This window comes from Erwinia rhapontici, assembly GCF_020683125.1.
Taxonomy (GTDB): Bacteria; Pseudomonadota; Gammaproteobacteria; order Enterobacterales; family Enterobacteriaceae; genus Erwinia; species Erwinia rhapontici.
Genome location: NZ_CP085627.1, coordinates 1950300 through 1972735 on the forward strand (window position 1 = coordinate 1950300; position 22436 = coordinate 1972735).

A 22436-nucleotide genomic window follows, 5' to 3' on the forward strand; every position below is an offset into this window, starting at 1 on the left:
CACGTCCTTGGTTAAATGTCACCCGTTGTTCTCCTGACGCGTTAACGCCAGTGAATCGGGTATTAATGAGAAACTGCCGCTGTTTTTTTAATCAGTCGGCCAATGTTTTCGCAGGTGCGCTCCATATTGGTGGTCCCTTCCTGCAACAGCGATTCTATTGCCGCTGCGTGCGGGATAATGCCAAAAATAGCATCAATGCCAGCGTCATACAGCGCGCCGACATCATCGCCAATACTGCCAGCAACTGCAATGACCGGAACCTGATGTTGTCTGGCGGTCTGTGCTACGCCGAAAGGCGTTTTACCAAAACGTGTCTGGAAGTCGATGCGGCCTTCCCCGGTAAAGCAGTAATCGGCCCCGGCCAACTTCGCGCTCAGACCACTGTACTCAACCACGATTTCAATACCTTTACGCAGCGTGCTGTGGGTGAAGGCCATCAGCCCGGCACCCAGCCCTCCTGCGGCTCCGGCTCCTGGCGTTGCTGCCACTTCGTGGCCGAGTTGCTGCGAGATAACGTCAGCATAATGAGCGAGGTGATGGTCGAGGGTGGCGACCATTTCCGGGGTTGCCCCCTTTTGCGGACCAAATACCTCCGATGCGCCCTGCGGACCGCATAGCGGGTTGGTGACATCACAGGCCACCTGAATATCTACCTCTGCCAGTCGGCTGTCCAGCCCGGAAATATCAATGCGGTGCAAATCACCCAGCGCGCCGCCACCGGGGGCTAAACGTTTGCCCTGTTTATCAAAGAAGCGCACGCCCAGCGCTTCGGCCATTCCGGCCCCGCCGTCATTGGTGGCACTGCCGCCGATACCCAGGATGATCTTCCTGATGCCTTTATCCAGGCAGGCGCGGATCAGTTCCCCGGTGCCCCGGGTGGTGGTCAGCAAAGGATTTTTAGTGTGCGGGTTAACGTAATGGATGCCGCTGGCCGAGGCCATTTCAATCACCGCCATGTCGCCACTGCCCATAATGCCGTAGCAGCCCTCTACTGGGGTACCCAGCGGGCCGGTCACCTGTAGCGTGAATAACTCCCCCCCCGTGGCATCAATCAGTGACTGCGTCGTGCCTTCGCCGCCGTCCGCCATCGGAACGTGAATATAGTTGGCGTCGGGAAATACACGCTTGAGCCCGGCCTCCATCGCGAGGCAAACCTGCTTCGCCGTCATACTCTCTTTGAAGGAGTCGGGTGCTAATACAAACGTCTTGTTCATCATGGGTTGCCTTATGTCATGGTGGCCAGGGTCATCCTGGTGGGGGCATTTCTTATAATAGACAAAAGGGTTCAGCTACAGGAGCAAGAGAGGGTTATCACAGGTCAGGGTGGAGGAATTACAGGGCCAGCTTGAAATGTCTGTTCAGCATCATCCTGCCTTTTGGGGTAATCGTGACCATCCGGTAACCCGGAGTCCGTACCAGCCAGTCCTCCGCTTCGCCGTGCTGCAATAAAGCGGCACCGATATAGCCACCAAGATGAAATCGTCGTTCACTCCAGTCCAGGCAGGCGCAGCAGTGTTTCCGCCGGGTACCGGCATCGGGTTCAATGCCGAGTTCAATCAGGTGCTGTCTGCCGGTATCGGTCAGCGCAGCGCCATCAGTCGTTATCCACTGTGCATCGCGCATTGCGTCATAGATCTGTACCGCGACTTCCCCCGCCAGATGGTCGTAGCAGGTGCGGGCATAACGCATATCGGCGGGCGTGCTCGGTTCTGGTGCCGCAACACGCCGCCATGAGACCCCCATCATGGTTTCGATCAGCTGCGCAATATCGCCACCGGCCAGCCGATAGTAACGGTGCCGCCCCTGGGACAGGCAGGAAATCAGACGGCTTTGCACCAGACGTGCCAGATGGGCACTGGCGGTGGAACAGGCGACATCCGCCACGGCACTCAGCTCTGTCGCCGTCCAGGCGCGCCCGTCCATTAAGGCGCAGAGTATTTTAACCCGTGAGGTATCCGCCAGGGCCGCCGCGACGGCGACCATGGAAATCTCCAGCACATCCTCATTGTCGGCGGCTATCATCTGTTTTTGCATGGTTACTCAGGCACCACGGCCCATTGTTGGGTGACGCGTTCGGCGGCAGCGGGGTTATCCGTCACCAGAATTAACTGATTAGCATGATCGCTGTACTGCGTCAGGATAGAAATTCCGGCGTCTGCCAGTGCGGTTGCTATCTCGCCCAGTTCGCCCGGGCGCGCCTGCTTCAGCTTGCGGATCAGCGGCTGGCAGACATTCTGAACCTGAAACCCTTCAGCCTCAAGTACAGCCCGCGCCCGCTGGCCTTCCACCACCAGAAAGTGTGCATGACTGTGTTCGCCTGCGCTAAAGACACCACCGCCTTCCAGGCCGATACCCTGGCGGCCTAACAGGCTCGCCAGCGCGGCCAGCGCACCGGGAACATTGGGTAACAGGATATGGATATCAAACATGGTGTTGTCCTTTATTTTCTGATGAGTAATCCCGCAGTACCCCGGCAATGCGGATGCGGTAGAAGGAAAACAGGTGGCGGCGTCCTTCAGCCTGGGCGGCCTGGTGGTGGGCGTTCTGTTTCCAGGCCAGCACGGCGTCTTCGTCGCGCCACCATGAAAGCGATAAAATCTTGCCGTCGTCGGCCAGGCTACGAAAACGTTCAATGGCAATAAAGCCATCAATATCGGCCAGCAGGGGGTTCAGTTCAGCGGCAAGTTGCAGGTAACGCGCTTGCCCGTCAGGGGTAATCTCAGCTTCAAAAAGAACGGCGATCATCAGTACACTCTCATTGCAGGGGGAGAGGCCACTTTACTGATCTAAAAAAAGAACACTTCGCTGGAGAACGAAATATCGAGGGGAACTTGCGCAGTGCTATCCGGCGTCATGAAAGCACTGCGCAGAAGGGGCTACAGTTGGGCAATCCTCAGCAAATCGTCTTTGGCGCCTGGTGCCACGGCCAGCACCGGGGCACCGCGCAGCAGGTGCTCACCCGCGGTGTTAAACGTGTGCGTCCAGCCGCCGGCCTCATTGACCAGGCAGTAACCCGCCAGGCAATCCCACGCGTGCATATGAGGTTCGTAATAGCCCACCAGACGCCCGGCGGCAACGTATGCCAGCATCATGGCCCCCGACCCGTTGCGGAAGAAGTTGCCGCCTGCGGCGGTGATCCCGGCGGCAATCTCACCCACGCGTTCCGGGGTGACATAGCTGTTGGCACCGAAGCCGGTGACGTGGTTCTGCATGGTGCGTGCCGGATCAACCTGCAACGGTTTGCCATTCAGCGTTGCGCCCTGGCCGCGTGCAGACACAAAGCACTCCTGCTGGCACGGTGCCATGATCACGCCAATGACCGGCTGCCCTTCGTGGATCACGGCAATCGATACGCACCAGTTCGGCATACCGTTAACAAACGGACTGGTGCCGTCAATCGGGTCCACCACCCAGGTGAAACCTGAGCTGCCCGCCTGTAAACCGAACTCTTCACCGAGAAAACCGTCATCGGGGAATGCCTGAGCAATCTGCCCGTTAATCAGCATTTCCACTTCGCGGTCGGCGATCGAGACCACGTCCTGCGCATCTCGCTTGGTTTCAATCACCAGCGTTTCACGGCGATGAAAATAATCGAGCGCTTTGGCACCGGCTTCTCGTGCTACCTGTTCCGCCAGTCTCAGCCGGCGGGAAATGTCTTCACTCATGTTCAGTCCTTATTAATGGGGATCACTGGGCAATCAGCGCCAGCCCCTGAGGTTTGAAATCCACGAATACGCGGCTGCCCGGTGCCAGCTGGGTTTCCATCTGCACATCGACAATAAACAGCGCACCCAGCGCCGTCTGCACTTCATATTCGATGTGGTCCCCCAGCCAGGTGCTGTGGGTGACTTCACCGTTCAGTGCGCCTGCCGGTTCAGTGCGCAGCGTAATAAACTGCGGTCGCACCGAGAGCTGCGCGGCACCGGGGCGGGCGTAAGCGCCGGGTACGCGATACTCGCGATTGCCCAGTGCGATCACCGCCTGGCTGTCTTCCACCCGGCGGATATCGCAGGGCAGGATATTGGCCTCGCCCATAAAGTCGGCGATAAATACCGACGCCGGTGACTGATACAGCTCCTGCGGTGCACCCTGTTGGGCAATATGCCCTTCTTTCATGACAATAATCTTATCGGAGACGGCAAGCGCCTCTTCCTGATCGTGTGTCACGTATACGGCCGTAAAGCCCAGCCGCTGTTGCAGATCGCGGATTTCAGTGCGCACGCGGCGGCGCAGGCGTTCATCGAGGTTGGAGAGCGGTTCATCCAGCAGCAACACCTGCGGTTCCAGCACCAGCGCACGTGCTACGGCAATACGCTGCTGCTGGCCGCCGGACAGCTCCGCAGGAAGGCGCTGGCCCATACTCTCCAGGCCGACCAGCTTCATCCCTTCACGCGCGCGGTCCTGGGCTTCTTTTTTCGACATTCCGCCGGAGAGCAGGCCGTACATCACGTTATCCAGTGCGCTCATATGCGGGAACAGCGCGTAGGACTGAAACACCATCGCCACATCACGCTCGTTAGCGGGCAGATGCGTCACATCGTTACCGCCAATCAGAATACGCCCGGAGGTCGGGTGTTCCAGTCCCGCCAGCAGGCGCAGGGTGGTGGTTTTGCCACAGCCGCTGGGGCCGAGCAGGGTTACCAGCGTGCCCGGTTCAACCGTCAGCGATAAGTTGGGCAGGGCGTTGAAATCGGCAAACTGTTTGGTGACGTTCTCAAACACCACCGAGCCGGAACGAATGGTCGTCATACGGCACTCTCCTGATGTAATGCCGGTGGTGGAGCCACCGGTGCTGTGGCAATGCGGGTAGCGCGGCGCAGGCGGCGTTCACCGACCAGCAGCTGGAAGGTGAGGATCACCGCCAGCATCACCACAATAAGGACGGAGGAGTAAGCGATAGCGACGCCGTATTCCCCGTTTTCGACCAGTCCGACGATATAAGAGGTGGCCATGTTGTACTGGGCGCTGACAAGGAAAATGACGGCGCTGATGGAGGTGATCGCCCGCACAAAGGCGTAGACCAGTGCGGCACTGATCGCCGGTTTCAGCAGTGGCAGGATCACTTTGCGCAGCGTGCGGAAACTGCTGGCCCCTAATGTTAACGAGGCTTCATCCAGGCTGCGGTCGAGCTGGCTCATGGCGGCAATCCCCCCGCGAACGCCGACCGGCATATTGCGGAAAACAAAGCAGGCGACAAGGATCAGCGCTGTACCCGTGATCTCCAGCGGTGGCAGGTTGTACGCCATAATATAGCTGACACCAATGACGGTGCCGGGAATGGCAAAACTGAGCATCAGCATAAATTCAAAGGTCGAACGCCCGGCAAACTTCTGCCGTACGATCAGCCAGGCGGTCAGCAGGCCGACAATGGCCGTCAGCGGAGCCGCAATCAGCGCAATTTCCATGGTGGTCCAGAACGAATTCCAGGCCACGCCGGTCCACACCATCTGCCCCTCGTTCCAGTGGAAGCCGAACGCACGGGCGTAGTGCGCCAGCGTCAGGCTGCTGTCCAGGCCCCACGACTGTACAAATCCGCCAATCAGGATCATGCCGTAGATCACCAGCGTGAACAGGCCCCACGGGATCACCAGTGCGTAAACGCCATAACGCAGGCCACGAGGCAGACCGCAGTGCTGACCGGAGTCGCCTTTGCCGGTGACGGTGGCGAAGTTTTTACCCGACAGCCACAGTCGCTGGAGAATAAAGGCGCTGAGGGTAAAGCACAGCAGGATGATCGCCAGCACCGCTGCCCGGCTCGGGTCGTTTTGCGCCCCGACCACCGAGAAGAAGATCTCGGTCGAGAGCACGCCGTGGCTGCCACCCAGCACCATCGGGTTGCCGAAGTCCGCCATACTTTCGATAAAGCTGATCAGGAACGCATTCGCCAGGCCCGGTGCCATCAGCGGCAGCGAGACGTAGCGGAAGGTGCGCCAGCGGTTAGCGCGCAGCGTTTGCGAGGCTTCTTCCAGTGACGGACTGACGCCTTCAACCACACCAATCAGCACCAGGAAGGCAATCGGCGTGAAAGAGAGAACCTGGGCTATCCAGATCCCGGTCAGACCATACAGCCAGCGGCCTGGCTCAATACCAAACACCGTTGCGAGCAGTTCTGTCACGACGCCTGCCCGGCCAAACAGCAGCATCAGCGCCAGGCCAATAACAAACGGCGGCGTGATGATCGGCAGCACGGTCAGCATGCGCAGCGCTTTCTTAAACGGCAGCGGCGTGCGGGTCGCCGCCAGCGCAAAGGCCAGACCCAGCAGGGTAGAGCCGGAGGCGGTCATCAGCGCCAGCCACAGGGTACGCCATGCCGTGCCGCAGCCCCCGCTGCCGTTCAGGCAGCCGAGGCTCCAGATGGCCGGGTCCTGAATATTGGCGATCATGCCATCCGGCTTAAAGGAACCGTCCACATCCTGTACGGAGGCGACAAACATGCTGAGCACCGGATACAGCACGAAGGTGGTCACCAGGGCTACCAGCAGCACAATTGCCGCCACCACAAAGGCATCACCGCGCAGCACGCCGCGTTCTGCCAGCGCAAAGGAGAACAGCAGCAGGAAGGTGGTGAGTAGCAGGATCGCCCCTGCGCCAAAAGCAGGCTGGCCGTCGCTGAGTGCGCCGAACAGCTGTTCACTCCACTGCCAGTTCCAGCCTGTGTAACCAATCGCATGGCCTTCAAACAGCAAAAACAGGACGCCAAAGGTACTGGCCCCCATCAGGAGCCAGGAGCGGCGGTTGCCCACGGGCAGTAAGCGCGCCAGAGCGCAGATCAGGAGCATCAGCACGGCAATCGTCAGCCAGGGACGCTGGAACTGGGCAATCTGCCAAAGGGCCGGGGCCGTCTCGCGATCCTGCCAGAGTGTTGTCAGCCAGCCGAAGTCGAAAAATCCGGCTTCCAGGCTGTACCAGGGCAGCAGCAGGATGGCAAGTGCGCCCAGCACGAAAGCCCCGTCCAGGCGGCGGTTTTGAGCATTCATCATAACCTCGATCGTTTATGATCCGGCCTCCCGCGTGGGCGGGAGGGGAAGGGAGGAAGAATTACTGGGCGCTGGCGCCGATCTCTTTATCCCAACGGCTGAGCAACGCTTTGCGTTTGGCCGAGTCACCGTAGGTTTTGAAGTCGTAGTCGATCAGTTTGATATTCTCGAAGCGCGGCGCGTATTCCGATATCGCCGCATTTTTATTTGACGGGAGCTGGAAGGATTTGGCGTCTTTCATGTGGGACTGTGCATCTGCACTGAGCGCCCAGTCGTACCACACTTTGGCGGCGGCAAGGTTACGCGCCCCTTTCACAATCGACATTGAGCCGATTTCATAGCCGGTGCCTTCGCAGGGGGCGACGGCTTTCACCGGGAAACCATCCACCTGCATGGCCACCGCATCATGCATAAAGACAATACCGATGGTGGTTTCACCGCGTGCTGCTGCTTTTACCGGGGCAGAGCCGGATTTGGTGTACTGGGAGATATTGGCGTTGAGCTTTTTCAGGTAATCGAAGGCTTTCTCTTCCCCCATGATCTGCACCAGGGTGGCAAGGGTATTGTAGGCAGTGCCGGAGGAGTTCGGGTTTGCCATCTGGATCTCTCCTTTCCATGACGGGTCCAGCAGATCGGCCCAGCAGGCTGGCGCTTTCAGTTTTTTCTCTTCCACCAGCTTGGTGTTGTAACCCCAGCCCAGCGCACCGGCATAGACGCCGACGGTGCGGAACTGCGCGCTCTCCGCCTGCTTACGTGCCCAGTCCTGCTGCTGGTCGAGTAGCGGTGACTTGTAGGCCTGGGTCAGGCCTTCGTCGGCGGCCTGCATATGCGGATCGCCCGTCCCGGCCCACCAGATATCGGTGCGTGGGTTGCGGGCCTCGGTGCGGATGCGTGCATAGGCTTCGCCCGCAGAGAGGCGCACCATGCTGACCTTGATATCCGGGTGTTGTTTCTCAAACAGGTTGGTCATTTGCTCACAAACAACCACATCGGCGGAGCAGATCATATTCAGCTTTTCAGCGGCCTGAGCCGGAAGGGCTGAGAGCGCAGAGCCAGCGGCGATGACCGCCATCAGAGTAATACGATGCATGGTGTTCTCCTTCAGTGTGTAGGGTAGGCGATACGTTGTCGCCAGGTTTTTTGTGCATACGTTTTGCACGTGTGTGCAATTAATTAATGCACAAAATTTATGCTGTCAATTGCGCTGGTACGCATTTCAGTTGCCATGTCACAAAAATGAAACAATTACGCTACAAAAATAATTGCACAGCCGTGCAAAGTGCGACAGACTCATTCGCAACACAAAGCGGGCGGGTGTGATAATGGCGATGGAAAAGGCAGTGGTCAGTGCGAAAGATGTGGCAGAGAGGGCGGGCGTGTCGCGTTCAGCGGTGTCGCGCACCTTCACGACGGGGGCCAGTGTCTCCGCTGCCACGCGGAAAAGGGTCATGCAGGCCGCAGAAGAACTGGGCTATCACGTTAATCACCTGGCACGCGGGCTGGTGCGTAACCGCAGCGGCCTCGTCTGCCTGATTGTTTCTGAACTGGCCACACCGTACCGTGCCAGCCTCGTGCGGCTGGTGACGCAGCATCTGCAGGAAGCCGGGAAAATTGCCATGCTGATCAATACCGACCGCTCGGATGACAGTGTGTCGCAGGCGCTGCAACAGGCGATCAACTACCGTGCTGATGCTTCTTTTGTGCTCTCGGGGATGCCGGAAAGCGCCATTGCGCGTCAGTGTCATAAACACGGTCAGCGGCTGGTACTGATTAACCGCAACGATGTGCTGCCGGGATCATTGAGTATTAATCTGGATAACGAAGATGCCGCCAGCCGTGTGGTGATGGCGTTTGCGCGGGCGGGTTGCCAGCATGTGGCATTTGCTAACTCCCTTGCCGGAACGCCGAGCCTGATGGCGCGTGAACGTGGGTTTCTTCAGGCGGCGGAAGCGGCCGGGCTAAAAGCCAGCGTGGAGCGTTTCGGCACCACCTCTTATGAGAGCGGGCAGATCCTGGCACACCGACTGCTGACCCGCCGCGATCGCCCCGACGCGGTATTCTGTGTGACTGACCTGCTGGCCTGCGGCTTTATGGATGAAGCGCGGCACCGTTTTTCCTTGCGCATCCCGCAGGACCTCTGCGTCGCGGGTTACGATGATATTCCCCAGGCGGCGTGGTCGTCTTATCATCTCACCACCTTCACCCAACCCGTTGATCGCTTTGCCCGTGACGCGGTCGAGTGGCTGGTGAATGAGGAGCAACGTGAAGATAACCAGCCTGCGGCGCTGGACGAGGAGATGCCTGGCGAAACACGGATGTACCATGCTGATTTTATCTGGCGCGGGACGATCCGCGGGGGATGAAAATAGCGCTGTGCTTTATTTTAATGTATTAATTATTGACCCGTATTAATGATATTCAATATTTTATTTATCTATGATATTAAACTTTGTGCTTTCTCTGGCTAATTCAATTCTCCAGGCGGAATTATAATTTTGTGCAGAGGGTTATTGTTTTATTAATACCCTTGTCAGCACTTTTGTGAGTAAAATGAAAAGGTTTCTTTATAACCCAACAACCCCTCGCCAATCAGGTCAATATTGTCTACTATCTTACTCAAGTCCTGACTTGATAAAATGGTTAAAATGGAAATAAAGAAAACAGATCCTAAGCCACGTACGAAACCGGCGGAAGTCCGTCTTGATGAACTGATGGATGCTGCACAGCAGTTGTTCATCACTAAAGGGTTTGAAGCCACCACCATCAGCGACATCGTGCGCGATGCGCAAGTGGCAAAAGGGACCTTCTACCACTACTTCCCGTCAAAAAATGAGATGCTTTCCGCACTGCGTGAGCGCTTTACCCGGCATTTTATCGAAGAGATCCAGCTGGCCGTGGATGCCTGTCCCGCTGAAGACAGTGTTGCGCGTCTGCGTGCCTGGTGTGATGCCGGTATCACCGCCTATTTTGACGGCATGGCGCTGCATGATGCGTTGTATCACGATCATCATTATCACACGCGCGGTAATCAGGATCGTGATGCGGTACTGGATCAAATCCTGACAATCCTCAATCACGGCAGCACTTTTGGTGCCTGGCAGCTTGAGAACCCACGTCTGACCGCTATCCTGATGTACCACGGCATGCATGGTGCGGTGGATGATGCGGTAGTCACTGATGAAAACGATAAAACGCAGTTGGGCCATCAACTTGCCTGCGAGTTTCTGCGCTTACTCGGCTACCACCAGCCATAATTCTCTGAAGGGGGCGTCGCGACTACGTCTCCTTCCGGCCTCTGTTCTCCCTTCCTCGTTCTTCTTCTGAATACCCTCATAAACATAAGTTTTATTAATTGTTTGTTTTACATCCATACAAACTTCTGTGGTAAAAAAGCTGTTGACCGACTGGCGGTCAATGCTAATAATAATCACTTTCATTAATCATTAGGTGAAACTGTTATGGATTTTAACAACATAATCTCCCTGCTCAATGAGATTGGCATTCCGGCAGATGTGCTGGATGAGGCAGACGGAAGCTGGCAATTAAGGCGCGATCTGGCGCTATCTTCTGCCGAAACGGTGGCTCTGCAGGCACGATTACAGCAGCAAACCGGCAGGCAGTTTTCGTTATGGGGAAGCAATGACTACACCCTTGATGAAATTATTGCACTGGGTAACTAAAGCGAGAGGGGCAGTAGGGATTTATCTGATTCGTTATCGCAACAGAAGCGAAGGTGCTTAGGTTGCGAGAAAAATACATATAAAATTAATCTATTTTTAATTGACTGACGGTCAGTCGTGGTGTGTGGTGTGGCCCATAACTAATAAATACCAGTAAGTAAATTTTTCTCTTCCATGTGAGTAAGCACGAGTAACAGCATCTTCGTTAAGCCAGGTCCGAAGAAGGGGGTAACCCTGCATGATTGCGGTTGACCGTATTTTCAAAGCAGACAAATAGTGTGCGCATGATGGAGTTAAACATGGTTAAGTCTGGTGGTTCATTGAATCAAAACCTGCTGGCGGCGCTGCACGAAAACCGCCGACGCCGGGCATTGTTCGAGCAGGACATGATAATCACTCACGGTGAGTTAGCCGACCGCGTGGCCTCTTGTAGCTATCGCCTGCAGCAACGGGGTGTGCAGAAGGGAGATCGCGTGGCGATGCAACTGCGTAATACGCATCAGGCCGTGATATTAATGCTCGCTACGCTGATGATCGGCGCGATCCCCGTTCCTGTCCTTCCCTCTTATCGTGAAAAAGAGTTGCGTCATATTTTGCAAATGACCACGCCTAAAGTGCTGGCTGTGCAACGCAGTACTCGTCGTTATAACCCTCTGGCAGTATTACAAAATCTGCAGCAGGAGGGGCTTAATGTCGATCTGGTGCTGGTGGAGGAGGGCGCTAACTGCCACCAGGACTCACGTTATCTTAATTTGCAGGATTTCTGCGCGTTGCTGGCGCCCGTTCCCGTGCAAAAGCTGGCGACGATGGCCGATGACGATATCGCCATGATGTTGCTCTCCAGCGGCACGACCGGTCTTCCGAAGGCTATCGCCCGTAAAAACGCCGGCTATAGCTATATGATTGCCTGCGGGTGCGACGTTTTTGGCCTGACTGAGCGCTCCGTTTATTTCGCGGTAATGCCGGTTTCTCACGGATTCGTGATCAATTGCCCGGGGATGCTGGGCACGCTGTTGCGGGGTGGCGCCGTCGCACTGGCCGATGTGCCCTCTGCGGCGCAGGCACTGGATTTCATCGCCTACTGTGGCGTCACACATACCACGCTGGTTCCGGCGCTGCTCTCGCAGTGGGCGGAGGTTCAGCGCGAAAGTCCCCGCTTTATCGACTCGCTGTGGCATGTGCAGGTCGGCGGCGCACGCGTGACACCGGAGCTGGCCGCATCCGCCTCTGACACCCTCGGCATTACCCTCCAGCAATGCTATGGCATGAGCGAAGGGCTGCTCTGTTTTAACGCTCTCGATGATGATGACAGCCTTCGTTTCCACTCGCAGGGACGCCCGCTGTGTCCTGAAGATGAGGTGCGCATCGTTGATGAACAGGGGGAAGACGTTCCGCCGGGACATTCGGGCGAATTAATTACCCGCGGCCCTTACACCATCACCCGTTATTACCAGAATCCGCTGGCCGACAGCCTGGCGTTTACCGCTGACGGGTTTTATCGCACCGGCGACCTCGCACACGTTGATCGACAGGGCAATGTCTTTATCGATGGAAGGGTTAACGACGCGATTAACCGTGGCGGGGAGAAGTTCTCACCGAATGAAATTGAAGAGCTGGCGCTTCATCATCCGGCGATCCGGCAGGCCGCCTGTGTGGGCATGGCGGATGCGTTGTATGGCGAAGTTCCCTGCCTGTTTGTCACCACCGACGATAGCGAATTGACCCTGGGGGCGGTGCGCCGTTTTTTTGAACAGCAGGGGCTCGCCACCTTCAAGGCCCCGGAAAGACTGATCCTGATTGATTCCATCCCGATGAAAGGCATTGGCAAAATTGACCGCCTGGCCTTGAGGGCGTTACTGGCGCAGCAAGAGGCGCCTCTTCCTGGCACGATGACAGAGCGAACGTAGACGATGAAAACCACCCTCAGTCATAACAGAACAGTCATGCGCTTCAGCACCGGTAACGTTGCACCCGTACAGCAGCAACTTGTGGTCTTTCCTCATGCTGGCGGCAGTGCCGCGTTTTACCAGCAGTGGCGTGAGCGACTCCCGGCAGAATGTGACCTGCTGGTGGTGCAATATCCGGGGCGGGAAGAGCGCCAGGCAGACCTTCCCTGGTCGGGTGCACAGCAGGCGATCGCGGCCTGTAGCCACGGGCTGCGGGAATTACTGGGCGTGGCACCGGTGATATTTTTTGGTCACAGCATGGGCGCGTTGCTGGCATTGCAGGTGGCCACCGCGCTATGGGATTCACGCTTTGCCTGCCAGCGGGTGGTGCTCTCCGCACAGCGTGTGCCGTCGGAACTGGTGATGCTGCAACAGCCGGGCGCGCGCGAGCGACTGCTCGACACCATCCTCACCTACAGCGAACAGAGCGGCATCATGCGTCTTGACGAACTGACGCGCCCGAGGGTCGCCGCTTTAATTTTGCAGGATCTGATGTTGCTCGGGCAGTTGGCCGACCTGCCGGTCGCCGATATCCCGTTACTGATTGCCGGTGGGGAAGAGGATCCGCTGGTGGAACGGTCGGCGCTGGAAGCCTGGTCGACAACGGTGACGGAAAGTCAGCTTAAGCGCTGGCCGGGCGGACACTTTTACTTCCAGGACAATCTGGATGCCTTTTTACACCAGCTGTTGCCGTCATGCGCAGCGGCTCAACTCAACTGATAGTCAGATAAGGAAGATGTGATGAACTTTGAGCTGTTTAATCCTCAACACGCTGCGCCAGACACAGAAAAGGCTTTTACGCTGTTCCCGGCATTGAAAAAGTTTTATGCCTCGCTCGGCAAAACGCCGCTGATCCCGGTGCCAGGCCCTCAGGGGCACGCGACGATTCTGGCGAAATATGAATTCAACAACCCTTTTGGTTCGGTAAAAGACCGGACCGCCTTCGGGCTGTTTTGTGATGCCATCAATCAACATGACTTTGCGCGTGGCGAACTGAAACTGCTGGATTCGTCCGGCGGCAATATGGCGAAGGCGCTGGCAAAACTGGGCAACATGTGTGGCATTGCCGTGCAGGTAGTGATCCCCGACTCCTCACCCGAGCAGCTGGTGGCAACGCTGAAGGGCGATAATGCGCAGGTGACGCTGGTGGATCGCAGTCAGTTTTTACTCGGCGTGATTGCCCGTAGCCAGCAAATTGCCCGCGATGATCCCAGCTGGACGCTACTCTCACAGCACCTCAATCTGGTGAATACCGCCGTGCATCAGCATCAGACCGGGGCTGAGATCCTCCATCAGTTGAACGGCACACGTGCCGATGGCTGGGTATCGGCAGTGGGAACCGGTGGCACCTTATCCGGCGTATATGCAGCACTGAGCCGCGATAATCCCCAGATTATTGCCTGGGGATCCACGCCTGCAGAGTTACCTTATGGCACGCTGAATGCCCCTAACGGTGAGGCAAAGTTTGCCGGGGCAGGCGGCCTGGGGTTTGGCTTCCGCCAGCCGTTTATTACCCAGCTGATGCCAAAAAATCTGCCGTTTAATGAAGTGACCTATCGCGAAGCACTGACGGCTATGTATGAATTCTGGCAGTTGACCGGCGTGAAAATTGGCGCATCCTCCGCCGCCAACTGGAAGACCGCGTGGAAACTGGCGCAGACGCTTGACCGCGGTCAGCAGGTGGTGACCCTGTTCGCTGACGCCGGAAGTGATGTGGAAAGAGAGAAAGGAGAAGCCTGGTTTAAACAGTCAGATATCGTGGTGGCATAACCTCATTTTTAATTAAAGGGTCAAAAACATGGAAATTATTCAGGGCAATAATAATGTATTGTCAGAGCTGATTGCGCTCGCAAACTGGGTTCGCGCTGAAATTGAACAGGGTTCTTCGGTAACCGAAGTTGAGCATTCTCTGGCAGTAAATAAAGGCTACGCGAATGCTACGGTTATTTCCGTCGTGGAAATGGCAAATATTCATTTTAATTCAAAAACCAACAGTGGGCCGACGGTGGGTGACGCGAATTCGCACGTCGACCATTTTATTGATGAGCGAGGTGAACCCGCAGGAACCATGACCGGCAGCGGGTGGAAAATTGCGGCGCTGGCCGATAACAGCGTGGTCTCTTATTATCATGAGACCGCCGAAACCCCTCAGGGACGTATTGAAACTTCAGGTATCTGGAACTCCAGTGCCATCTGGGCATCGCAGTGGCAGTCATTGCTGGCCGTAGGCGTAAGTGGCGATGTGATGGGGAAAGTGGGGGTACGTCAGCTTTATCAGGAAGTGCCCAGAGAGAAATATCGTACGTTACTGGTGCTGGTGCCACTCGATCAAATTAAAACACTGACCCAATAATTTTATATTCAAGAACAGATAAACACTCTTAAGGGGTAGGTATGCACACGTCTGAAGAATGGGATGTTGTTATTATCGGTGCGGGTCCGATTGGTTTATCCACGGCCTGGAATTACGCCAGAGAAAATAAACAGCATAAGGTGTTAGTGTTAGATAAATATGGTCTGATGACGCAACTTGCCGGCACAAGTGGTGAAGAACGCCACTGGCGTTTGCAATATTCAGAAATTGATATTTTCCGCTTAACGCTGGAAGCCGATAAATTATGGCAGGCGCTGGAAAAAAACGCTGACCGGAAACTGATCCATCGTACCGGCAGTCTGTGGTTTGGCGATGCGGATGTCTGGACCAATGAAGGACAGATCACCCAGACAATGAAATCGATGGATGAGATGGGGTTGCCCTATGAGCGTCTGAGCATCCGCGCCATTGAGCAGCGTTTCGGCTTCACCCATTTTGACGCTAACTATGAAGGTTTTTTACAGCGCGACGGCGGCGTTATTGATGTTAAGGGCACGCTCTCCACGCTGTATGCGTTGGCCAGCGAACTGAATGTCAGCTTTGCTTTCGGCCAGGAAGTGGTGGCACTCGAGCCGGACAGCACGGGCGTCACTGTGATTGGCGCAGAACAGCGTTTCCGGGCGCGTAAGGTGCTGGTGGCCAGTGGTCCGGGAAGTAAAAAACTGGTGGGGCAACTGGATATCGATCTGGCACTGTCGACCTATGAGATGGCCTGTATCAGTATGCTGCGCAGCGAGCGCACCACGGCGAATGACCCATTCTGGTTCGCTTTTCAGCAGCCGGTTGCCAGTGACAGTAATCTGTTTTACGGCTTTCCCCCCAATCCCTGGTCGGTTAACGGTTTTGACCGCCTCGGCACCGATTTTGAAGTCGACCCGCTCAGTGACACGCATGGCCCGAGCTATCGTGCCAACCCGCTGCACGTCGAACGTGCACTGGAGTTCGCCCAGCGGCACATGCCGTTCCTCGCCCCCGACCGTGAACATTACGCCAGCAGTTGCCTGGCCGTGCTACCCACCGATCCCCAGCGGCAGTTCTACCTGGATAGCGCCCGTGGTCGCTGCCACGGCGGCGAGAACGTGGTGGTGTCTGCGGGGGGATGGGCATTCAAATTTACGCCACTGATGGGGCAGATCTGCGCGGACTTGTTAAGTGATAAATCGCCCCGCTGGGATATCAGCGCATTACGTTTTTGACTGAGGAGAGCAGTATGCAACAGCAACACTGCACGCATCAGAAGATTGCGCTGGTGGGGATGGCCTGCCGTTTTCCCGGCGCCAGTGATATCGAAACATGGTGGCACCACCTGGTCAACGGCGTTGAATCTCTGGTCACGCTGGAGGACGGGCCGCAAGACGATCCGACCTGGGTGGGGGTTGCTGCGCCGCTGGCGCAGGATATCGCGCGCTTTGATGCCGGATTTTTTGGTCTCAGTGCGCGTGAAGCCGCGCTGATGGATCCGCAGCACCGTCTGTTCCTTGAGTGTGCCTGGCACGCACTGGAAGATGCCGGCATTGTGCCTGGCGCACTGCCTGATGCTGCTCTGTTTGCGGGCTGCAGCAGTTCAGACTATTTACGGCAGAACAGCGGCGCGCAGCGTTTTGCCAGCCTGGCACCCTCGGCATTCGAGCAGCAGATCACCAACGATAAAGATTATCTCAGCACGCGTGTGGCCTGGCACCTGGGCATAGGGGGGCCTGTCGTGAATGTTCAGGCCGCCTGTGCCACGTCTCTGGTCGCTGTCTGTGAGGCGGTCTATGCCCTGCGCAGCGGGCGTTGCAATCTGGCGCTGGCCGGAGCCTGCACGTTGCGCATTCCTCAACTCGAAGGCTATTTCAGCCAGCAGGGCATGATCTTCGCCACGGATGGGCATTGTCGGCCATTTTCGGCGGATGCCAGCGGGACAGTGTTTGGCAGCGGTGTGGGCGTGGTGGTGATGAAACGTCTGGAGGACGCGCTGGCCGCCGGGGACGAGGTGATCGCCGTGATAGACGGCGTGGCGATGAACAATGACGGGGCTGAAAAAGTCAGTTTTACCACCACCAGCCTTGCGGGGCAGCAACGCCTGTTGCGCCTGGCCTTGCAGGATGCGCAGCGGCACCCGGAGGATTTTCGTGCGATAGAAGCCCACGGCACGGGCACGCTGGCGGGTGACCCGATCGAGTTTTCCGCGCTTAACAGCGTGTTCAGGGAATTTACCGGGCGTGAAGGTTTCTGCGCGCTGGGGGCGGTAAAGGCCAATGTCGGGCATCTGGAAACGGCGGCTGGGATGGCGGGACTGATCAAAGCTGCTTTGCAAATCAAACACGGCTGGTTAACACCGCAAATCAATTTCACCCGTGCCAATCCGGCCTTCGACCTGCGCCACAGTCCATTTCGCGTGCTGACACGTGCAGAACGCTGGCAGGCTGACGATCCCCGCCGTGCAATTGGTGTCAGTGCCTTTGGTATCGGTGGCAGCAACGCGCACGTGGTGTTAAGCCGACCTGAGGTTGCCGCAGCCGCATCTGACACCCGGTCTTCTTCGCTGGCTGACAGCGTGGTGCCGATCTCTGCCCGTTCTGAACAGGCCTGGCATCAGCTGGCAAAGCAGTATCGTCAGCGTGCGACGGGTGAGCCGTTATCCGCGCTGGCCTGGAGTGCGCAGACCCGCAGGCAGGCCATGCGCTTTCGCGGCACGCTGGGGCCAGATGAAGAGGGAAAACTGGTGGTGAAAGAGGGCGTGACCGACAGCGGTAAGGGGCGACTGAGCGTGATATTCCAGTTTCCAGGGCAGGGCAGCCAGTTTATCGGTATGGCGCGAGAGCTGATGGCCAATGACAGCACCTTTCAGCGTCTGATGGAGGAGAAGATCGCTCTGCTGCGTGATCAACTGGCGCTGGATATTGCTCTGCTGTTTAGCCCGCAGGGCAACAGCGCGATGCTGAACAATACGGCACTGACCCAGCCGACACTGGTGGCCGTGGAAATATCTCTCGCCGAACTGCTGATGCATTACGGCGTGGTCCCCGACCGGGTGATCGGCCACAGCGTCGGGGAGATCGCTGCGGCCTGGGCTGCGGGCGCCTTCTCCGTTGAGCAGGCGCTGAACTTTGCTGCACAGCGCGGCAGATTGATGGCCTCACTGGAAGGGGGGGCGATGCTGGCGGTGGAACTCAGCGACAGTGGCTGCCAGCCCTGGCTGGGACGCGGTGTTGCGCTGGCGGCGGTCAATGGCGAAAACAGCTGTGTACTGTCGGGCAATGTGGCCGCGTTGGCCGACTGCGAGCAACGCCTGCGAAGGGAAGGCATTCGCTGTAAAGCCCTCAGTGTTTCCCACGCTTTCCATTCGGCGATGATGGAACCGATCCTCAACGACTTGCGTCACGTTGTGCCCCCCGTCACTGTGCCGCACCAGGGCGTGCGCTACTACTCCGCGCTGCTGGCGCAGGAGGTCGGTGACTTGCGTCAGTTGGATGCCGACTACTGGTGTCGCCATGCCCGCGAGGCGGTGCGTTATCACCAGGCGCTGCAACAGATCCCCGAACGTGGGCGAACGCTGTTTATCGAAGTGGGGCCAGGATCGACGCTGACCGCCCTGGTCGCGCAGTTACGACAGCAGGGTGGGAAAACCTCCACGGTGCGCACACTGCGTCGCCGCGATGATGCACTCAGCGAATGTGCTCTGTGGGTACAGGCGCTGCAAAAAATCTGGCGTGCCGGGGTGGATATCTGCTGGTCACGACTGTGGACGTCATCGCCCGGCCACGTGGCATTGCCGCTGTATCCTTTTGAGCCGCATTTTTGGTGGATGGGTGACCGCGAGTTGCCCGCCAGTCCGCAGCCCGCTGGCGCCGGTGAGGAGGCAGAAGAACATGATGCGCTAATGGCTCGTATCCGCCTGCTGTGGCTGGAAATTACCGGGGCGCTACCCGCGTCGGGATATCAGGATTTTTATGATTCCGGTGGGCAATCACTGATGGCACTGCGCCTGATGGCGCGGCTGGAACAGGAATTTAGCGTGGCCATCAGTATGGCCGATTTTTTACAGCAGCCAACCCCGTTGGGGATTCGCCACTGTTTGCTGAAGTCTGGCGTTGTTGAGCAAAATCTCACTCATTAACAGGATGAAAATCATGTGCGCATTGAATGCAACACTGAACGATAAACAGTATCAGATTGAAACCGTGCAGTTTGACAGCGAGACGTCCTTTACTCTGGCCTGCTCACCACAAATCAAACTCCTTCCCGCCAACGGCGGCATTCGCTGGCGTCAATATGGCTCGCGTCAGCAGCAGGAGAGTGAGGCTGTGATGCTGGCACAAAGTATGTCACTCAAGCATGGTTTGTATAACACCGGTTTCAGCGGCGGCAAAATTGTGGTCAACAGCCCGCATCTGCCCGCCCAGCAGCCGGAGGTGATGGCGGCGATTGGCGAGCTGCTGAATCGCTATAATGGCACCATGTTTACCGGCTGTGACATTAACACCAGTAACCAGGATATGGATTATCTGCGGCGTTTTACCCCCTGGATCCTCAATGCGATGGACAGCCCACAGATAGATACGTCGATTGCCACCGGCTACGGCGTCTGGAGCTCGATTCATAAAGTGATCATGCTGCGTCTGTCTCATGTTGCGCATCCGCTGGTGGCGATCCACGGTATGGGTAAAGTGGGTTCTGAAGTGGCCAGGCAGTGCCTGCAACAGGGGTGCGAGGTGGTGGGGTATGACATTAATCCACGCGCCGTTTTCCCTGAAGGCGTGCGCCGGGTTAACGAAGCGCAGCTATTCGAGTTGCGCAGTCATATCCTGTGTATCGCGTCACTGTCCGGCATTTTAACCCAGGATAACGTCACGCAGTTAGCCTGCGGATGGGTGGTCAGCAGCGCCAATTCACCGTTTAACAGCCAACTGGCGGAAGATGTGCTGATTGCACGCGGGATTCATTATCTGCCCGACTATGTCAGCAATGCGGGGGCGGTGATTTGTGACAGTATCGAAATGGCCTTTACCGAGCGCTACAACCAGATGAGCCAGGATCAGGTGAATGCCTATGTTTATTCGGTGATTGGGGCGAAAACGGAAGAGTTATTACGGCGTGCAACGCTGCTGGATTGTGAAGTGGGCAGGTTATTGCAGCCGGTAAAATCCGCGCTGATGGTGGCCTGATACACGGGGGATGGCACATGCCATCCCCTTTTTTTTACCAGCGATAATCCACGCTGGCCGTGACGCTGCGATCCTGACCGACGAAGCAATACATCGCCGAGGTGCAGCTGGCCACATACTGCTGGTTTGTCAGATTGCTGACATTCACGGCCAGCGTGGTGCCTTTTAGCTGTGGCGTTAACTGCCCTAAATCATAGCTTACCGCCATATCCACCAGCGTGGTGGCCGGGACTTTGAAGGTATTGGCGGGGTCGCCGTAGCTGGTGCCGAGATAACGCACGCCGCTGCCCAGCTGTAAGCCCGCCAGCTCTCCCGCATCAAATCGATAGTCAAGCCAGGCGGCCGCGCTGTTGGCCGGCACCTGCGTCAGGGTGTTCCCCTGATTTTTCGTATCCCTGGTCAACGTATTATCCAGCCAGGTGTAGCTGGCGATCAGGTTCAGGTTGTGCACAATTTCAGTGGTCGCCTGTAAATCAAGCCCGCGCGTGCGCGCCTCACCGGCCTGGGTATTGAAACCCAGATGCTCGGCATCGCTGGTTTTCACATTGGACTGGGTCAGCTGGAAGAGGGCGGCACTGAGTAATGTTTTCGACCCTGGCGGGTGGTACTTAATGCCGATTTCGCTCTGCTTCGTTTCCACGGGCAGGAAGGTTTTGCCATCATAGCCGCTGCCCAGCAGCGGGTCGAATGAGGTCGCGTAGCTGATGTAAGGTGCCAGCCCGATATCGAACTGATAGCTCAACCCGGCGCGCCCACTCCACTGGGTATCTTCCTGGCGGCTTTTCACCGTTACCGGAGAGTAGCTGTTGGTTTCATGGTCAGTATTCGACCAGTCATGGCGGCCACTCAGCGTCAGGCGCCAGCGGTTCCAGGCCATCTGATCCTGCACATAGACGCCGGTACGGTTAAATGTCTGTTTCTCTTTCCAGGGGGCGGCCCGGCTGGCGGTGAAATCAGGATTGAGATCCGGTCGGTAGTCAGAACTGTACGGGTCAATCAGCACCGGACCGACACTGTACAGCTCATTCTTCAGACTACCGGTGGAAAAATCGATGCCGGCCAGCAGCGTATGACGGGTGGGGCCAGCGTCCACATCGCCACTGATATGGTTATCCATCGAGAACGTGCTGACTCTGGCCGGGGTCAGCTCATCGTAAGCTTTGAGCCAGGGGCGATCGTTGACGAGCTGATACCCATAAACCACGCCGCGCTGAATATCTGAATGGACATTCATATAACGCGCATTGCTGTTGAAGCTCCAGCCATTATCAAACTGATATTCAAATAGCGAGGTCAGTGAATCCTGACGGCGGGTGGAGTGGGAAAAATGGCCATCAGTGTAGTTTTTATGCCGGTCAATTTGCTGATAAGGGCTGTTATTCAGCCCCAGGACGGCCGCAGGCAAACTGTTGTAGTCGGGAAGATCCGGTTCCCAGGAATACGTTGCCAGCACGGTCCAGCTGGCATTATCACTCGGGCGCCAGGTCAGGGAAGGGGCGAGATAGAGGCGGCGGTGGCGGCTATCTTCAATTTGCCCCTGGCTGTCCAGGCCACTGGCGGTAAAACGATACAACAGGCTGTTATCGTCATTGACGGCGCCGGTAGAATCAATGCCGAACTGCTTACGGTTGAAGCTGCCGTATTGCAGGCTGACCTCGTGTGAAGCGATATCCTGGGGCTTGCGGCTGACCTGATTGACAATGCCGCCGCCCGTCCCCTGGCCGTAGAGGGTCGATGCGGGGCCGCGCAGCACTTCGATCCGCTCCAGGGACCAGGGATCGACCTGCGGCAGCCAGCTGCCCGGGTTGCTGATGATGCGTAAACCATCCAGATAGTAATCGGCATCGACGCCGCGAATCCGGGTCATATCCAGATAATCACCAAAGCCACCATATCGTTCACTGGTGGCGCCAGCCGTGTAGCGCAATGCGGCACTGCTGGATGACGGGCGCGTCACGTCCATCTGCGAACGGGTGATCACCGAGACGGACTGGGGCGTTTCCAGGATAGAGGTGCGGGTTTTGCTGGCAACGGCCGATTCTTCCGCCACATAGCCGTTTTCCTCTCCCTCAGTTTGCACCGGCACACTGGCACTTACCGTCATCGGGGATTGTTCTGTGGTCGCATCCTCTTTTTTCTCACCCGACGGACTTTCTGCGGCGTTAGCGGGCGCAGTGAGGCAAAGAGAAAGCATCAATAACAGGGAAAAGCCGCTTAACACCAACGGCGGACAGGGTAGAGAGCGAATGTGCGCAGCAGCAGATTGTTTCGTCAGCATGTACGTCCTTATGATCCTGGTAGAAGTTCAG

The 22436-nt window shown here is 57.1% G+C and carries 19 protein-coding genes; 10 read left to right on the plus strand and 9 right to left on the minus strand.

The features are described 5' to 3' along the window. Positions 1 to 62 precede the first annotated feature (62 nt). The 8 genes from LJN55_RS09225 to LJN55_RS09260 form a co-directional block, all read right to left on the minus strand. Positions 63 to 1217, minus strand: a complete 1155-nt coding sequence (locus LJN55_RS09225) for a glycerate kinase family protein (RefSeq protein WP_227536090.1) — start codon at positions 1215 to 1217, stop codon at positions 63 to 65. 115 nt (positions 1218 to 1332) lie between these two features. After that, entirely contained in the window at positions 1333 to 2034 is a 702-nt protein-coding gene (locus tag LJN55_RS09230) for an ArsR/SmtB family transcription factor (RefSeq protein WP_227536091.1), read from the minus strand. Between the two features lie 2 nt (positions 2035 to 2036). Next, a complete protein-coding gene (locus LJN55_RS09235) occupies positions 2037 to 2429 on the minus strand; it encodes an amino acid-binding protein (protein ID WP_159336992.1) in 393 nt (130 codons plus the stop codon). Continuing rightward, entirely contained in the window at positions 2422 to 2745 is a 324-nt protein-coding gene (locus LJN55_RS09240) for an antibiotic biosynthesis monooxygenase family protein (protein ID WP_227536092.1), read from the minus strand. Before LJN55_RS09240 ends, LJN55_RS09235 begins: the two co-directional genes overlap by 8 nt. A 131-nt stretch (positions 2746 to 2876) precedes the next feature. After that, the gene (locus LJN55_RS09245; protein ID WP_159336990.1) at positions 2877 to 3665 is read right to left on the minus strand and encodes an inositol monophosphatase family protein; all 789 of its coding nucleotides are present in this window, start codon (positions 3663 to 3665) and stop codon (positions 2877 to 2879) included. Positions 3666 to 3687: 22 nt separating this feature from the next. After that, a complete protein-coding gene (locus LJN55_RS09250; RefSeq protein ID WP_159336989.1) occupies positions 3688 to 4749 on the minus strand; it encodes an ABC transporter ATP-binding protein in 1062 nt (353 codons plus the stop codon). Then, positions 4746 to 6977 carry an ABC transporter permease gene (locus tag LJN55_RS09255; RefSeq protein WP_159337144.1) on the minus strand — a complete coding sequence of 744 codons (2232 nt, stop codon included), beginning with the start codon at positions 6975 to 6977 and terminating at the stop codon, positions 4746 to 4748. Before LJN55_RS09255 ends, LJN55_RS09250 begins: the two co-directional genes overlap by 4 nt. A gap of 61 nt (positions 6978 to 7038) precedes the next feature. After that, on the minus strand, positions 7039 to 8067 hold the full coding sequence (locus LJN55_RS09260; RefSeq protein WP_159336988.1) for an ABC transporter substrate-binding protein: 1029 nt from the start codon (positions 8065 to 8067) through the stop codon (positions 7039 to 7041). 232 nt (positions 8068 to 8299) lie between these two features. Between LJN55_RS09260 and LJN55_RS09265 the strand changes: the two genes are divergently transcribed. The 10 genes from LJN55_RS09265 (at position 8300) to LJN55_RS09310 (ending at position 20127) form a co-directional block, all read left to right on the plus strand. Continuing rightward, the gene (locus LJN55_RS09265; protein WP_227536093.1) at positions 8300 to 9340 is read left to right on the plus strand and encodes a LacI family DNA-binding transcriptional regulator; all 1041 of its coding nucleotides are present in this window, start codon (positions 8300 to 8302) and stop codon (positions 9338 to 9340) included. 282 nt (positions 9341 to 9622) lie between these two features. After that, positions 9623 to 10231, plus strand: coding sequence for a TetR/AcrR family transcriptional regulator (locus LJN55_RS09270; protein WP_227536094.1), 609 nt, complete (start codon positions 9623 to 9625; stop codon positions 10229 to 10231). A 204-nt stretch (positions 10232 to 10435) separates the two neighbouring features. After that, positions 10436 to 10657 carry a hypothetical protein gene (locus LJN55_RS09275; RefSeq protein WP_133843153.1) on the plus strand — a complete coding sequence of 74 codons (222 nt, stop codon included), beginning with the start codon at positions 10436 to 10438 and terminating at the stop codon, positions 10655 to 10657. Positions 10658 to 10956: 299 nt separating this feature from the next. After that, a complete protein-coding gene (locus LJN55_RS09280; protein WP_159336985.1) occupies positions 10957 to 12564 on the plus strand; it encodes an AMP-binding protein in 1608 nt (535 codons plus the stop codon). A gap of 36 nt (positions 12565 to 12600) precedes the next feature. Next, complete coding sequence (locus tag LJN55_RS09285) at positions 12601 to 13323, plus strand: thioesterase II family protein (RefSeq protein WP_227536095.1); 723 nt, start codon at positions 12601 to 12603, stop codon at positions 13321 to 13323. 21 nt (positions 13324 to 13344) lie between these two features. Beyond that, a complete protein-coding gene (locus LJN55_RS09290; protein WP_133843159.1) occupies positions 13345 to 14373 on the plus strand; it encodes a pyridoxal-phosphate dependent enzyme in 1029 nt (342 codons plus the stop codon). Positions 14374 to 14401: 28 nt separating this feature from the next. Beyond that, positions 14402 to 14956: an allene oxide cyclase barrel-like domain-containing protein gene (locus LJN55_RS09295; RefSeq protein WP_227536096.1), complete on the plus strand. Its 555-nt coding sequence runs from the start codon at positions 14402 to 14404 to the stop codon at positions 14954 to 14956. Between the two features lie 41 nt (positions 14957 to 14997). Then, positions 14998 to 16173: an NAD(P)/FAD-dependent oxidoreductase gene (locus tag LJN55_RS09300; RefSeq protein WP_227536097.1), complete on the plus strand. Its 1176-nt coding sequence runs from the start codon at positions 14998 to 15000 to the stop codon at positions 16171 to 16173. 14 nt (positions 16174 to 16187) lie between these two features. Continuing rightward, positions 16188 to 19079 carry a type I polyketide synthase gene (locus LJN55_RS09305; protein ID WP_227536098.1) on the plus strand — a complete coding sequence of 964 codons (2892 nt, stop codon included), beginning with the start codon at positions 16188 to 16190 and terminating at the stop codon, positions 19077 to 19079. Between the two features lie 13 nt (positions 19080 to 19092). Further along, positions 19093 to 20127: a Glu/Leu/Phe/Val dehydrogenase dimerization domain-containing protein gene (locus tag LJN55_RS09310; protein WP_133843167.1), complete on the plus strand. Its 1035-nt coding sequence runs from the start codon at positions 19093 to 19095 to the stop codon at positions 20125 to 20127. Positions 20128 to 20161: 34 nt separating this feature from the next. On the opposite strand, the gene LJN55_RS09315 is transcribed toward LJN55_RS09310, so the two are convergent. Beyond that, on the minus strand, positions 20162 to 22405 hold the full coding sequence (locus tag LJN55_RS09315; RefSeq protein ID WP_227536099.1) for a TonB-dependent siderophore receptor: 2244 nt from the start codon (positions 22403 to 22405) through the stop codon (positions 20162 to 20164). Positions 22406 to 22436: the final 31 nt, after the last annotated feature.

What these genes read in the sequence shown, in the direction of transcription:
- LJN55_RS09225 (WP_227536090.1), bottom strand. Translation starts at nt 1,217, where the DNA reads ATGATGAACAAGACGTTTGTATTAGCACCCGACTCCTTCAAAGAGAGT.
- LJN55_RS09230 (WP_227536091.1), bottom strand. Translation starts at nt 2,034, where the DNA reads ATGCAAAAACAGATGATAGCCGCCGACAATGAGGATGTGCTGGAGATT.
- LJN55_RS09235 (WP_159336992.1), bottom strand. Translation starts at nt 2,429, where the DNA reads ATGTTTGATATCCATATCCTGTTACCCAATGTTCCCGGTGCGCTGGCC.
- LJN55_RS09240 (WP_227536092.1), bottom strand. Translation starts at nt 2,745, where the DNA reads ATGATCGCCGTTCTTTTTGAAGCTGAGATTACCCCTGACGGGCAAGCG.
- LJN55_RS09245 (WP_159336990.1), bottom strand. Translation starts at nt 3,665, where the DNA reads ATGAGTGAAGACATTTCCCGCCGGCTGAGACTGGCGGAACAGGTAGCA.
- LJN55_RS09250 (WP_159336989.1), bottom strand. Translation starts at nt 4,749, where the DNA reads ATGACGACCATTCGTTCCGGCTCGGTGGTGTTTGAGAACGTCACCAAA.
- LJN55_RS09255 (WP_159337144.1), bottom strand. Translation starts at nt 6,977, where the DNA reads ATGAATGCTCAAAACCGCCGCCTGGACGGGGCTTTCGTGCTGGGCGCA.
- LJN55_RS09260 (WP_159336988.1), bottom strand. Translation starts at nt 8,067, where the DNA reads ATGCATCGTATTACTCTGATGGCGGTCATCGCCGCTGGCTCTGCGCTC.
- LJN55_RS09265 (WP_227536093.1), top strand. Translation starts at nt 8,300, where the DNA reads ATGGCGATGGAAAAGGCAGTGGTCAGTGCGAAAGATGTGGCAGAGAGG.
- LJN55_RS09270 (WP_227536094.1), top strand. Translation starts at nt 9,623, where the DNA reads ATGGAAATAAAGAAAACAGATCCTAAGCCACGTACGAAACCGGCGGAA.
- LJN55_RS09275 (WP_133843153.1), top strand. Translation starts at nt 10,436, where the DNA reads ATGGATTTTAACAACATAATCTCCCTGCTCAATGAGATTGGCATTCCG.
- LJN55_RS09280 (WP_159336985.1), top strand. Translation starts at nt 10,957, where the DNA reads ATGGTTAAGTCTGGTGGTTCATTGAATCAAAACCTGCTGGCGGCGCTG.
- LJN55_RS09285 (WP_227536095.1), top strand. Translation starts at nt 12,601, where the DNA reads ATGCGCTTCAGCACCGGTAACGTTGCACCCGTACAGCAGCAACTTGTG.
- LJN55_RS09290 (WP_133843159.1), top strand. Translation starts at nt 13,345, where the DNA reads ATGAACTTTGAGCTGTTTAATCCTCAACACGCTGCGCCAGACACAGAA.
- LJN55_RS09295 (WP_227536096.1), top strand. Translation starts at nt 14,402, where the DNA reads ATGGAAATTATTCAGGGCAATAATAATGTATTGTCAGAGCTGATTGCG.
- LJN55_RS09300 (WP_227536097.1), top strand. Translation starts at nt 14,998, where the DNA reads ATGCACACGTCTGAAGAATGGGATGTTGTTATTATCGGTGCGGGTCCG.
- LJN55_RS09305 (WP_227536098.1), top strand. Translation starts at nt 16,188, where the DNA reads ATGCAACAGCAACACTGCACGCATCAGAAGATTGCGCTGGTGGGGATG.
- LJN55_RS09310 (WP_133843167.1), top strand. Translation starts at nt 19,093, where the DNA reads ATGTGCGCATTGAATGCAACACTGAACGATAAACAGTATCAGATTGAA.
- LJN55_RS09315 (WP_227536099.1), bottom strand. Translation starts at nt 22,405, where the DNA reads ATGCTGACGAAACAATCTGCTGCTGCGCACATTCGCTCTCTACCCTGT.